Below are 13,453 nucleotides of genomic sequence, written 5' to 3'. Positions count from 1 at the left end.
TTTGCGATGTGACGCAAACATTATAGATCATTATCCAAATGGTCTGGAACACCGTCACCGTCCGTATCAAGGAAACCTACAAAATTGCCATCATCATCCAATTCTATTTCCTCTATGGTAGGTATACCGTCCCCATCATCGTCAGAATCGTTATAGTTGGCCAAATAGGACGTAAATTCAGTATCTACATCCGTATTGTCATTGTTTAAGTTACCATCACCGTCAACGTCCTCTAAATAAGAAGGGATACCATCACCATCATAGTCGGTATCTTCTTCATAAGCAAAAGCATCGACCTTAAAAATTAAAGGAGAGTACGAAGATATTACAGACCCCGAAGAATTATTAAAATAGCCCAAGCCAGAAGGTATAAATATCGCACCTACCCCATATCCTTCGTAGCTTACGGTTCCATCTCCATTTTCTATAGGCCCCATTCCCGTCTGAAAATATTCCATACCATTACCAAACCCTCTAACCACGGTAGAAAGATTGAATTGTACGGGCTGATTGGCTGAAGCATCGAACAACGTACCGTCTAAAAGCAACCCTTCATATCTTAAGTAGACATTATCACCAATGGTCGGTTTCCCTTCCTTAGCTCCTTGTCTAGCAATTAAATAATATAAGGTATGGTCGGCTTCTTCTTCGTCCGATATACCAAAATCAGAAGATTTAACGGATATTACCTCTGAACCAAACTCTATACCTTCCAGTTCATTACTCTCATAAATAGAGACCTTATCACTATTATCTCCCGCAATAGTGTCGAAAACAATTTTGTAATCAAAATCGGCAGGGGGATTTTGAAAGTCCTCATAATTAAAGAAATGTGTTTTTAAAAATGACACAATCTCTTCATCATCTTCTGTAGACACTTCAATAATAGATCTAGGCGGAACTACCTCTACTTGGTCATCATCATCATTTTTACATGACCATATGCAACTAATTGCCAGAGCTACACCAAAGATATTTTTCAATTTCATCAACAATATTTTAAGCGTGCAAGATACAATTTTCCCTTATTTTTGTTGAGTTAAGTTAACAAAGATTTTAGTTTGCCATGCGCATTGACAAATACTTATGGAGTACCCGATACTTTAAAACCCGCAACCTCGCTACCACTGCGTGCAAAAAAGGACATGTAAAGATCAATGATCAAGTGGCCAAACCTGGTCGAGAGGTTTTTCCGATGGATAAAATTGTCGTGAGAAAAAATCAAATCGACTATCAGTTTACCGTTCTGGACATACCCCCTAGCAGGGTCGGGGCAAAATTGGTGGACATCTACAGAAAAGATACCACCCCAAAAGAAGCTTTTGAACATAGCGAACTTTTAAAATTTTCAAAAGAATATTATAGAAAGAAAGGAACAGGGCGTCCAACAAAAAAAGACCGAAGAGAAATAGATGATTATCTGGATACCCCTTTAGATGAAACGGATTAAGGTCTTGCGGACAATTTTAACACAAATGTATCTGGCAATACACAAAAAATCATAAAAACATAGCTAACTTGTAAACTAGCAAAGAGTAATTTTAATTATGGAACAAAACATTCTTACCCACCAACAAATTCAGCATAAAATAGAACGTATCGCCTATCAGATCTACGAAGCGAACGTAACGGAAAAGGAGATCATAGTTGCAGGTATTGTGGGGGGCGGACTAAATTTTGCAAAAAAATTAATAACCGTACTTAAAAAAATTACTCCGGCCGAAATTACCTTGTGCAAGGTAACGATGGATAAGTCCGATCCTTTAAAAAGTGGCGTATCTACCTCTTTGCCCGAAGAAGACTATAAAAACAAATCGGTAGTATTGGTAGACGATGTACTAAATTCGGGTACCACGTTGATCTATGGTGTACATCACTTTTTAAAAACCCCTTTAAAACAGCTAAAAACAGCCGTACTGGTAAACCGTAACCATAAAAAATACCCTGTTAAGGCCGATTTTAAGGGAATTTCGCTTTCCACATCGCTACAAGAGCATGTAAACGTGCTGTTCGAGCCCAAAAAAAATCGCGTTTTCTTAGACTAAACGTTGTTTTATTTCTTTTGCGGCCATTTCTGGAGTCTTATTTTTATTGTGCAATGTATGATGTGCCCGATTATAGAAATAACTCCTTTCAAAAAGGTGTTTGGCTATAAATTCGGGAAGTTCGCTATTGCTCAAATTGGCTATTAAGGGTCTTTCTGCCTTTTGGTTTAGAAGTCTCCCTACAAGATCTGTTATATCTGTTCTAATGTAAAAAGAGTTTTGGGTCGCCGCATTAATCTGCTGCATATTATTTCCAAAACAAGGTGTTCCCCCTCCAAGAGACAAAACAAAATTATTTTTTTTTGCCAAAATCTCATTCAGGTAAAAATTTTCTTTTTTCCGAAAATACACCTCTCCTTTCTCTTTAAAGATGTTTTTAATATCTTTTTTTTCGGCAGTTTCAATGTACTCGTCCAAGTCTAAAAAATTACATTTCAATTCTTTAGCTAAAATTTTTCCAATAGTGGTCTTACCACTGCCCATATATCCCAACAATACAATTTTCACCTCTGACATTTTCTGTAAAATTCAGCTAAATTGAATTGATTTCAAAAAAAAATAAATTTCTCACCAAATAGGCTTGCGAAATAAATAAATGGTTTTATATTTGCACCCGCAAACGGGAAAAGATTTGCACTGAAATTATGACCTGGTAGCTCAGTTGGTAGAGCATCTCCCTTTTAAGGAGAGGGTCCTGGGTTCGAGCCCCAGCCCGGTCACTTTCAAAACTCCAAAGCCTTGCTTATCCACAGATAGACAAGGCTTTATTTTTTGTATTAAAAATGGATTATCGGTAGAAACCCTCAATTTTTCAAAATTGATATATTTTGAAATCGGTTTTTACCAACTCCAAGATTAAAAGAGTGTTTCGAATACAAGATAGCATAAGGTTCTTTTAGACAGTTATAGATAATTTTTTCTTTGAATTAAAAGATACCTTTATATCTTTACCGACGCTAAAATAAAATTTGCCCACGTGGTGAAATTGGTAGACACGCTACCTTGAGGGGGTAGTGTTCGCAAGAACGTGCTAGTTCGAATCTAGTCGTGGGCACTTAAAGGCCGGGTAATTTACCCGGCCTTTTTCTTTTTGAACAATTTAACTTCTTTTAAAGCCTTTGTTCCATCTTAAATCGTAAATTTGTTTAACTTTTTACTTAAAAAAATAAACAATGCCGAAAAAAGTATTTAGCATCAGGGACTTGGAAAACCTTTCGGGCATTAAAGCACACACCATTAGAATCTGGGAAAAAAGATACAATCTACTTTCACCAGAGCGTACCGATACCAACATCAGAAACTATAGTATTGCCAGTTTACAAAAGCTTTTGAACGTAACGTTATTATACCATAACGGTTACAAAATATCTAAAATAGCAAAAATACCAGAAGCGGAAATACCCTTAAAAGTCAAAGAAGTAGTATCTAAAAAGAATAACAATTCACATGTTTTAAACACATTTAAATTGGCCATGGTCAATTTTGACCAAACACTTTTTTTTGACACCTACAACAAATTACTGAGCACCCATAGTTTTAGAGAAGTATTCAAGGAAACATTTATTCCCTTGTTAAATGAAATAGGACTGTTGTGGCAGACAGATACCATTAGCCCGGCACACGAACATTTTATTACCGGTTTAATAAAACAAAAAATATTAATCAACACAGAAAAAGTTCAACATCCGACCCCCACTAAAACCGACAAGGTATTTGTTTCGTTCTTACCTGAAAATGAAATTCACGAAATAGGCCTCCTATATCTTAATTACGAAATTTTGTCGAAAGGCTATAAATGTGTTTACCTAGGACAAACCGTTCCATTGGAAAACTTGGTAGACGTTATGAAATACTTTGAGAACATCTATTTCCTTTCATACTTCACGGTAAAACCTGACAAAGACCATGTTAACACATATATCAAAAACTTTGAAAATATAGCCTCAAAACATTCGAATCCCAATTTTTGGATATTGGGCCGACAGGTCAAATTTGTAGAGGTCTCACAATTGCCCCATTATATAAAAACATTCACCTCTATAGAACAAGTGGTTAACGAACTTTAAAGGCTTATATGAACAAAAACGTTGTTATTATCGGTTCTGGCTTCTCCTCACTTTCCGCATCTTGCTATTTGGCAAAAGCCGGATACGAGGTAACCATCTACGAAAAAAACGACGTTATCGGTGGCAGGGCATCTCAATTGATCAGAGACGGATTTACTTTTGATATGGGACCCAGTTGGTATTGGATGCCCGACATTTTTGACAAATTTTTTAACGATTTTGGCAAAAAGACTTCCGACTACTATACTTTGGATAAGCTGAGTCCGGCCTATAAAATTTTCTTTACGGACGATGTTATTACTATCGGAGATTCTTTGGATAAAATATGCACAGAATTTGAACGGATTGAAAAAGGAAGTGCCACCAAACTCAGAAAATTTATTTCACAGGCCCAAGAAAATTATGATATTGCCATTAATAAGATCGTGCTCAGACCGGGATTATCACCTTTTGAATTGGTGACGAAAGAAACCATATTAAAAGTAGATCAGTTTTTTAAGACGATCAGTACCGTTGTCAGAAAACAATTTAAGAACCCGAAATTAATTGCCACTTTAGAGTTTCCGGTGCTTTTTCTTGGGGCAAAGGCAAGCAACACCCCTTCGTTTTATAGCTTTATGAATTTCGCGGACTTTGGTCTTGGAACTTGGCACCCAAAAGGAGGTATGTACCAAGTGATAAAAGCTATGGCGTCGCTGGCTACAGAACTCGGGGTTACAATACACACCAATAGCCCCGTAGACAAGATTCTTGTAGAAAATAAGAAAAGTGTAGGTATTATCTCCAAAGGGCAAGAAATCAAATGCGATATTGTTTTAAGTGGTGCGGACTACCACCATTCAGAAAGTCTTTTGGACGAAGACCATAGACAATACCCACCATCTTACTGGAACAAAAAAACATTTGCGCCCTCATCACTACTGTTCTATATCGGGTTCGACAAAAAACTACAGAACATAGAACACCACAATCTTTTTTTTGATACGGATTTTGACACCCATTCCAAAGAAATTTACGACACCCCACAATGGCCTTCCGATCCGCTTTTCTATGCTAACTTTCCATCTGTAAGCGATAAAGGTATGGCGCCCGAAAACTGCGAGACAGGTTTTTTTCTGGTCCCCATTGCCCCCGACCTTAAAGATACCCCCGAGCTACGAGAACAATATTTTAATATTATCATGAATAGGTTCGAGTTTAAAACAGGGCAGAAAATCAAGAACAATATTTTATTCAAGGAAACCTTTTGTGTAAACGATTTTAAAGAACGGTACAATTCATATAAAGGAAATGCCTACGGGATGGCAAACACCTTATCGCAAACCGCCTTCTTACGACCAAATTTAAAAAGTAAAAAAGTAAAGCACTTATTTTTTACCGGCCAACTAACGGTTCCGGGTCCAGGAGTACCCCCATCTTTGATCTCAGGGAAATTAGTTTCTGAACTTATCACAAAAAATACCTAACTTATAGCTATGAAACAAACGTTTGACAAGGTTTCCTATCAATGCAGCAAAATAGTTACAGAAAACTACAGCACTTCCTTTGCCTTGGCAACTAAAATGCTTCATAGCTCCATAAGGGGCGACATATACAACATTTATGGCTTCGTCAGATTTGCGGACGAAATTGTAGACACTTTTCATACATACGACAAACACCTGCTTTTTAATAAATTCGAAGAAGATCTTGATGCGGCACTGAACGACAGAATAAGCCTAAACCCCATCTTAAATTCATTTCAGCATACTTTTCACAAATATGACATTCCAAAGCATTTGGTCTCTTCTTTTATGAAGAGTATGAGGATGGACCTAACCAAGACTATATACAATACAAACGAAGAATATAAAGAGTACATCTATGGTTCTGCCGATGTTGTAGGCCTAATGTGCCTAAAAGTATTCGTAAAAGGCTCTGATAAGCTATATAACAACCTTAAAGAGTCGGCAATGGCCCTGGGGTCGGCATTTCAAAAAGTGAATTTTCTTAGGGATGTAAAAACCGATTTTGAAGAATTAAATAGATCTTATTTCCCCAACACAGATCTCTCCGCCCTCAATGAAAAATCTAAAACAGCAATTGTAGATGAAATTAAAGCAGATTTTAAATTAGGGTACTCCGGTATCATTAAACTGCCTATCGAAGCTAAATTCGGGGTTTTTACCGCTTACAGGTATTATTTTAGATTATTAAAAAAACTACAGAACACCCCTTCTTTAGACATTAAAAGCACCCGTATAAGAGTTGCTAACTATGAAAAGTTCGGCCTTTTGGCGAGATCTTATGTAAAATATAAAATGAATTTGGTCTAAATGAACACTATAATCTGGATATCACTTTTTTTGGGAACCTTCTTTTTTATGGAGTTCATGGCCTGGTTTACGCATAAATACATCATGCACGGTTTTTTATGGAGCCTACATAAAGACCATCACCAAAAAGACCACGATTCTTGGTTTGAAAGAAATGATGCCTTTTTTATCTTTTATGCCATTGTAAGCATGATACTATTCTACCTGGGAAGTATAGGTTACTGGTTCGGATGGCCTTTGGGACTTGGCATTCTTGCCTATGGTATCGCTTATTTTTTAGTTCACGATATTTTCATCCATCAAAGATTTAAACTTTTTAGAAATGCCAACCATTGGTATGCAAAAGGTGTCAGAAGAGCGCACAAGATGCACCATAAACATTTAGGCAAAAAGGATGGTGAATGTTTTGGCATGCTAATGGTTCCCTTTAAATACTTTAAAAAGTAACCAGCAAGCACTATTCTTCCAGTAAACTTTGTATTAAACGATCTACCTTGGAGTTATCCCAATCGGCGACTGCATTTTGATGCACTACCACATAACCGTTCTTATCCAATATATAAGACCCTGGCGGTTTTAAAATACCCAAAGGACTCCTCTCTCCAATAATTTGATAAGTAACCGGAAATGTATACCCCTCTTTCTCCATAAACAATTCTACCGGCGCCCGCTCTTCATTGGTAATGATATAAAAATCGACTCTCCCCTTATACTTGTCATATAAATATTGAATGTCTTTTAATTGAGCTTGTGACGGTAAATGCCATGAAGTCCAGAAAGAGATAAAAACGACCTTTCCCTTAGACTTTTCAAAACTAAATTGATTCCATTTTTCATCTTTTAACTTCCAATCGTAATCTGTTATCTTACCCCTATTCTCCTTACTTATAATAGTGGGGGCCGTTGCCAACCACCTATTCAATAAAATTTTACTGTAGTCACCGAGGGGGGTTACAAAAAAAGATAAAACAAAAGCGATTATTAAAAGCGTATAAACAGTTTGTCTCTTCATTTTTAAAACGTAGTTCCCAAAACTAAAAAACTCCCGAATATTATCGGGAGTTTTCTTTACTTATTTTGCTTTATATGTTAAGCAGCATTTTCTTTTTTGATCACATTTAACGCAGAACCCTCTCTAAACCAGCCGATCTGAGCTTCGTTATAAGTATGGTTCGCCATAATTGTATCTTTACTACCATCTGCATGAACAACCTCGATAGTCAAAGGCTTGTCCGGTGCAAAATCGGTAATATCCAAGAAGTTAAAGGTATCATCCTCCTGAATTAGGTCATAATCGTTCTCATTGGCAAACGTTAAGCCCAACATACCTTGTTTCTTTAAGTTAGTTTCATGGATACGTGCAAAAGACTTAACCAAGACCGCGGCAACACCTAAATGTCTAGGTTGCATAGCGGCGTGTTCCCTAGAAGAACCTTCTCCGTAGTTATGATCGCCCACAACAATAGACTTTATTCCTTTGGCCTTATATGCTCTTTGCGTATCTGGCACACCTTCATACTCACCTGTCAATTGGTTTTTTACCAAATTTGTCTTTTTGTTAAAAGCATTGACAGCACCTATAAGGGTATTGTTGGCAATGTTGTCCAAATGCCCTCTAAAACGTAACCAAGGTCCGGCCATAGAAATATGGTCGGTAGTACATTTACCATAAGCCTTGATCAATAATTTAACACCTTGCAACTCTTCGTTCTTAATAGGAACAAAAGGCTCTAGCAATTGTAATCTTTCAGATTCTGGACTAACTACCACTTCTACCCCAGAACCATCTTCTATAGGTGCTAAATAACCTGCATCCTCTACTTCAAAACCTTTTGGTGGCAATTCCCAACCTGTTGGTTCATCGAATTTCACTTCTTGACCGTCTTCGTTGATCAACGTGTCTTCCATTGGGTTAAAATCCAATCGGCCTGCAATTGCAATGGCCGCCGTAATCTCTGGCGACGCTACAAAAGCGTGTGTATTTGGGTTACCATCCGCACGTTTGGCAAAGTTTCTGTTAAACGAATGTACAATACTGTTCTTAGGTGCATTTTTTGGATCGCTATATCTAGCCCATTGCCCGATACATGGTCCACATGCATTTGTAAATATTTTAGCATCCAATTTCTCGAATATACCCAAAATACCATCTCTTTCCGCAGTATAGCGTACTTGTTCAGAACCAGGGTTAATTCCTAATTCAGCTTTTATTTTTAATCCTTTATCCAAAGCTTGCTGCGCAATCGAGGAAGCCCTTGACAAATCTTCATAAGAAGAGTTGGTACAAGAACCGATCAGACCCCACTCAACTTGCATAGGCCATTCGTTCTCGGTAGCCTTTTTTGTCATATCCTTTCCTACAGGAGTAGATAGATCTGGAGTAAAAGGTCCGTTTAAAAGCGGTGTAAGTTTAGAAAGGTCAATATCGATCACTTGATCAAAATATTTCTCTGGATTTTCATACACCTCTGCATCTGCGGTCAAATGTTCCTTAACAGCATTGGCCGCATCGGCTACATCTGCCCTATCGGTAGCTCTAAGGTACCTTTCCATAGATTCGTCATAACCAAAGGTAGAAGTGGTAGCTCCTATCTCAGCCCCCATGTTACATATGGTTCCTTTACCTGTACATGACAAAGCTTTGGCCCCGGGACCAAAATATTCTACAATAGCACCCGTACCACCTTTTACGGTCAATATTTCGGCTACTTTTAAGATAACGTCTTTTGGAGCGGTCCAACCAGAAATTTTACCGGTCAACCTAACTCCTATCAATTTTGGAAACTTAAGTTCCCAAGCCATACCTGCCATAACATCTACGGCATCGGCCCCACCGACACCAATAGCTACCATTCCCAATCCACCGGCGTTAACGGTGTGTGAATCGGTACCTATCATCATTCCACCTGGAAAGGCATAATTCTCCAAAACAACTTGGTGAATAATACCAGCTCCCGGTTTCCAAAAACCTATTCCATATTTATTGGATACGGACTCTAAAAAGTCAAATACTTCCGCACTAGTGCTATTCGCCGTTTTTAAATCGGCGGCAGCTCCACTTTTTGCCTGAATCAAATGGTCGCAGTGTACAGTTGTAGGTACCGCTACTTTAGGTTTACCGGCCTGCATAAATTGAAGCAAAGCCATCTGTGCCGTAGCATCTTGACAAGCAATACGATCCGGAGCAAAATCCACATAATCCTTACCTCTTGTAAATACTTTCGTCGGGCTACCGTCCCAAAGATGTGAATACAAAATCTTCTCCGAAAGGGTCAGTGGTTTCCCCACTAGTTCACGAGCTTTATCCACTCGCTCGGCCATATTGGCGTACACCCCTTTAATCATATCAATATCGAATGCCATTATTTATTTATTTTAAGGTTAAAGCAATTCCGTAAAATTAAGAAAATCTGAGGGGCAATTAAAATTTAAGGCATAGGATTAATAGCTTTTTTACCAATCCTTGGAATTTACCCCCTTTAGTTTAAAAAAGGTGCACAAAAAAATGGACCTATTATTAGGAATAGCTCAAGTTTTCGGCCACAAAAGATATTACAACAATTTGCTTATAATATTCTCTTCTGAGATACCTTCGGCCTCGGCCTTGTAGTTTTTGATGATACGATGTTTTAATATGCCATATGCAACCTTCTGAACATCTTCTATATCCGGAGAGTATTTTCCATTGATCGCTGCATGTGCCTTTGCCGCCAATATAAGGTTTTGAGAAGCTCTTGGGCCAGCGCCCCAATCAACATATTGTTTCACATAATCAGATGCCGTTTCTAAGTTTGGTCGTGTACTGTTGACCAATTTTACCGCATACTCCACGACATTATCGGGTACGGGCACCCTTCTGACCAACTGCTGTACGTTAAGAATTTCTTCTGCATTAAACTGTGGTCTTACCTCAACTTTTGAAGTGGAGGTAGTATTTTTTACTATCTGTATTTCTTCTTTGACCGTAGGATATTTTAACTCGATCGCAAACATAAAACGATCCAACTGCGCTTCTGGTAATGGGTATGTTCCTTCTTGCTCAATGGGGTTTTGGGTTGCCAATACAAAATAGGGCAAATCTAATTTATACTGCTGTCCGGCAATGGTAACGGCTCTTTCTTGCATGGCCTCCAACAACGCAGCTTGGGTTTTTGGGGGAGTTCTATTTATCTCATCGGCCAAAATAATATTCGAGAATATGGGCCCTTTTATAAATTTAAAATTTCTGTTCTGGTCCAAAACCTCGCTACCCAAAATATCACTGGGCATTAAATCCGGTGTAAACTGTATCCGCTTAAAATCAAGACCAAGTGCTTGAGCTATGGTATTTACCATTAATGTTTTTGCGAGACCCGGAACACCTATCAAAAGAGAATGCCCACCTGTATAAATAGAAAGTAGAATTTGATCAACAACACTGTCTTGGCCAACTATAATCTTGGCTATTTCACTTTTAAGTGAGTTGTGCTTCTGTACTAGAAGTTTGACCGCTTCAACATCAGACATACCTATTCTTTTACCCAGTTATTAGCAAAATCACAGTCTCTATTCGCTTCGTTTACACTTACATAGGTATCCTCGATATGTTCGTCCATCCATTTTTTAATGGCCTTGTACTGCTTTTCCGTAAGCGCCAACTCTTGTATTTTTGTATAATCCTTAGCAAAATCAGCTACATGTTCATCATAGCGATTGGTTACTTTAAGTATTTTATATTTTGAAGCCCCTCCTCTAGGATCTTCTTCCAATATGGGATAGGAAATTTCGTTGTCCTTCAAATTTCTTACTTGATTGTAAAGTGTAGGGTCCATTTTGGTTAACTCAAAACGAGAACTAAAATCTTTGGGGTTTCTTAAAAGTCCCCCGTCGAATTTGGTTTCTTTTTCATCCGAAAAATTAAGCGCCGCTTCGGCAAAGGTAAATTCACCATCCATAATTTTCTTTCGAATGGTATCCAACTCCCTCTTTGCCTCGTCCAATGCTTCTTGGGATATTTCTGGCTGCATTAAAATATGCCTTAAATCCAACTCTTGCCCCCTTATTTTTTCAATATATATGATGTGATACCCAAAAATGGTCTCAAAAGGCTCAGAGACCTCACCTTCCCTTAAACTAAAGGCCACATCTTTAAATGTTTTATCAAAACCGGTATCCTTCGTAATACTATAAAATCCACCTTTAGATTTTGAACCGGGATCTTGGGAATACAATATCGCCTTTACACTAAAACTGGCATCATTATCCTCTACATCCGCTTTTATCTGGTTTAGTTTATCTATAACCTTTTGCTTTTCGGCTTCTGTAGGTTTAGGCGCCTTTACAATTTGGGCAATTTCCAATTCGGCACCGAACACTGGGCGCTCGTCCTCTGGTATTTTGTTAAAAAACTGACGAACCTCTTCAGGGGTTATTTCTATATCGGCGATAATATCTTGCTGCATTTTCTCGGAAAGCATTCTAAGCTTGTTGATTTTGAACAACTCTTCCCTAAAACTCTGCTCGTCTTCCTTTTTATAATATTTCAGTACTTTTTCTATAGACCCAATTTGTTGTACCAACGACTGAAGCTGTCTATCTCCCACGGCATTTACCTCATCGTCGGACACCAAAATACTATCCTGTACCGCTTGGTGGGCATACAGCCTATCTTCCATTAATTTACCTAAAAGGCTACAACGGGTAATATCTTCGGTAGACGCGCCTTGGCTCTTTAGATCGATCAAGGTCTTTTCTATATCCGATTCCAATATTACATAGTCCCCGACCACAGCGGCAATACCATCCAACTTCAACTTTTTAAAGTTATTGGTAGAGTCTTTTTTTGTTGCAACATTGGCTTCTGCAACACTCTCCATTGATTCTACCTGGTTGTCGGCAACTTGGGTATTGACATCTTGAGCGTAAAGAGCCCCACAACTTATGCTCAATAATAATGCATAACCGGCTCTATTTATCGTTTGCAAAAACTTCAAATTCTTTCTTTTTAATTGCTTCATCTATGATTTCAGTTTCTAATTTGCGCAGGTAGTCCATTTTTCTGCGACTTAATAAAACTTGTTTTATGGTAGGCGCGATATAAGAAAGAGGGGCAATATCGTTCACCTCCTTTACTTCCTCTATTTTTCCCAAATATACCCCGATTGAATCCTCTAATTCAAAAAATTGTGATTTTTTTAAGTATCTATCCTGATTATCAAAGGTTATGGGAGGGATTTCTTCAAAAATTCTAGAGCTGCTCACCCATATAGAATCGTTGAAATTTAGCTTTTTGAATTGTACTCCAATAGAGTCTAGATAAACCAAATCTTCATTTTCAAAGCTTTTAAGTCTTTTTGTAACCTCTTCCCTGTTTAAAAAGTTTGTAGGCAACTCTATAAAACGAATCCTTACAATACGTTCCTTTAGCTTAAAATTCTCTTTCTGCTCTTCATAGAATTTTTGCAACTGACTCTCCGTCACCACAGAATCCGCACCTTGTGAGACCAATGCCTCTTTATAGGCCCTTGTATACAGATCTGTACGGTACGCATCTACAAGGGCATCAAACTCTCGAAGTTTTTCTTCGGGTAGATTAATTTTTGATTTGGACAACAATAATTGCTTTGACGCCCAATTGTTTATGTAATTGGCAACAAAAGAGGCACTGTCCCCTTTAGACATACCCTCTGTAATCAACGGGGCAACATCTTCTTTATAAAGATAAGTCTCCCCGACCCGTGCCAAAGGCTCTTTCTCTTCTTTCTTTTTAAAATACGAGCTACAAGATAAAAATATAGAGCACAAGAAGATAGTTCCCAAGAAAAGAACCGACCTATATTTTATTATTTGAGACATAAACATCGTGCAAAAATAGCAATTACATCATCCTGTACAAACGGTGTTGGTTTTAGTTAACACAATTTTAGGGGTCCAAATTTTAAATTATCTTTCTGGGAAGAGCCCTAAACATGTATATCTATTTGATAAATCTCAGGTAATATGTATGGTTCTCTTAATATCAAAGATTAATTTTGGCACATAAAAGCTT

The 13,453-nt window shown here is 37.9% G+C and carries 13 protein-coding genes and 2 tRNA genes; 8 read left to right on the top strand and 7 right to left on the bottom strand.

The window, feature by feature from the left end:
- Window positions 1–20: 20 nt before the first annotated feature.
- A complete protein-coding gene (locus J8L85_RS17500; RefSeq protein ID WP_211019465.1) occupies window positions 21–989 on the bottom strand; it encodes an FKBP-type peptidyl-prolyl cis-trans isomerase in 969 nt (322 codons plus the stop codon).
- Window positions 990–1,066: 77 nt separating this feature from the next.
- Between J8L85_RS17500 and J8L85_RS17495 the strand changes: the two genes are divergently transcribed.
- Both J8L85_RS17495 and J8L85_RS17490 read left to right on the top strand, forming a co-directional pair.
- Complete coding sequence (locus tag J8L85_RS17495) at window positions 1,067–1,450, top strand: RNA-binding S4 domain-containing protein (protein ID WP_047245921.1); 384 nt, start codon at window positions 1,067–1,069, stop codon at window positions 1,448–1,450.
- A 94-nt stretch (window positions 1,451–1,544) separates the two neighbouring features.
- Complete coding sequence (locus tag J8L85_RS17490) at window positions 1,545–2,045, top strand: phosphoribosyltransferase family protein (RefSeq protein WP_348771778.1); 501 nt, start codon at window positions 1,545–1,547, stop codon at window positions 2,043–2,045.
- On the opposite strand, the gene J8L85_RS17485 is transcribed toward J8L85_RS17490, so the two are convergent.
- On the bottom strand, window positions 2,037–2,561 hold the full coding sequence (locus J8L85_RS17485; RefSeq protein WP_247656718.1) for a shikimate kinase: 525 nt from the start codon (window positions 2,559–2,561) through the stop codon (window positions 2,037–2,039). The two genes, J8L85_RS17490 and J8L85_RS17485, sit on opposite strands and share 9 nt — an antisense overlap.
- Window positions 2,562–2,691: 130 nt before the next feature.
- Here J8L85_RS17485 and J8L85_RS17480 point away from each other — a divergent pair.
- The 6 genes from J8L85_RS17480 (at window position 2,692) to J8L85_RS17455 (ending at window position 6,873) form a co-directional block, all read left to right on the top strand.
- Window positions 2,692–2,764 (top strand) — tRNA-Lys (locus tag J8L85_RS17480).
- Between the two features lie 251 nt (window positions 2,765–3,015).
- A tRNA-Leu gene (locus tag J8L85_RS17475) sits at window positions 3,016–3,099 on the top strand.
- Window positions 3,100–3,217: 118 nt separating this feature from the next.
- Complete coding sequence (locus J8L85_RS17470; protein WP_211019461.1) at window positions 3,218–4,111, top strand: MerR family transcriptional regulator; 894 nt, start codon at window positions 3,218–3,220, stop codon at window positions 4,109–4,111.
- An 8-nt stretch (window positions 4,112–4,119) separates the two neighbouring features.
- Window positions 4,120–5,577 carry a phytoene desaturase family protein gene (gene crtI / locus J8L85_RS17465; RefSeq protein ID WP_211019458.1) on the top strand — a complete coding sequence of 486 codons (1,458 nt, stop codon included), beginning with the start codon at window positions 4,120–4,122 and terminating at the stop codon, window positions 5,575–5,577.
- 9 nt (window positions 5,578–5,586) lie between these two features.
- On the top strand, window positions 5,587–6,426 hold the full coding sequence (locus J8L85_RS17460; protein WP_211019456.1) for a phytoene/squalene synthase family protein: 840 nt from the start codon (window positions 5,587–5,589) through the stop codon (window positions 6,424–6,426).
- Window positions 6,427–6,873 (top strand): sterol desaturase family protein, encoded by a 447-nt coding sequence (locus tag J8L85_RS17455; protein ID WP_211019454.1) that lies wholly within the window; start codon window positions 6,427–6,429, stop codon window positions 6,871–6,873.
- A 10-nt stretch (window positions 6,874–6,883) separates the two neighbouring features.
- Here the strand turns inward: J8L85_RS17455 and J8L85_RS17450 are convergent, their stop codons facing one another.
- From J8L85_RS17450 to J8L85_RS17430, 5 genes are all read right to left on the bottom strand, one after another.
- Window positions 6,884–7,438 carry a TlpA disulfide reductase family protein gene (locus tag J8L85_RS17450; RefSeq protein WP_211019451.1) on the bottom strand — a complete coding sequence of 185 codons (555 nt, stop codon included), beginning with the start codon at window positions 7,436–7,438 and terminating at the stop codon, window positions 6,884–6,886.
- A 77-nt stretch (window positions 7,439–7,515) separates the two neighbouring features.
- The gene (locus J8L85_RS17445) at window positions 7,516–9,789 is read right to left on the bottom strand and encodes an aconitate hydratase (RefSeq protein ID WP_211019449.1); all 2,274 of its coding nucleotides are present in this window, start codon (window positions 9,787–9,789) and stop codon (window positions 7,516–7,518) included.
- Window positions 9,790–9,978: 189 nt separating this feature from the next.
- Complete coding sequence (locus J8L85_RS17440; protein ID WP_211019447.1) at window positions 9,979–10,932, bottom strand: MoxR family ATPase; 954 nt, start codon at window positions 10,930–10,932, stop codon at window positions 9,979–9,981.
- Window positions 10,933–10,934: 2 nt separating this feature from the next.
- On the bottom strand, window positions 10,935–12,422 hold the full coding sequence (locus tag J8L85_RS17435) for a peptidylprolyl isomerase (protein WP_211019446.1): 1,488 nt from the start codon (window positions 12,420–12,422) through the stop codon (window positions 10,935–10,937).
- Complete coding sequence (locus tag J8L85_RS17430) at window positions 12,373–13,260, bottom strand: peptidyl-prolyl cis-trans isomerase (protein ID WP_247656717.1); 888 nt, start codon at window positions 13,258–13,260, stop codon at window positions 12,373–12,375. Before J8L85_RS17430 ends, J8L85_RS17435 begins: the two co-directional genes overlap by 50 nt.
- Window positions 13,261–13,453 lie beyond the last annotated feature (193 nt).

The sequence above is a fragment of the Maribacter sp. MMG018 genome (assembly GCF_018100785.1).
In the GTDB taxonomy this organism is placed as follows: domain Bacteria; phylum Bacteroidota; class Bacteroidia; order Flavobacteriales; family Flavobacteriaceae; genus Maribacter.
Note: the sequence above shows the minus strand (reverse complement) of the source record. Positions and strands in the feature narration are given on the sequence as shown.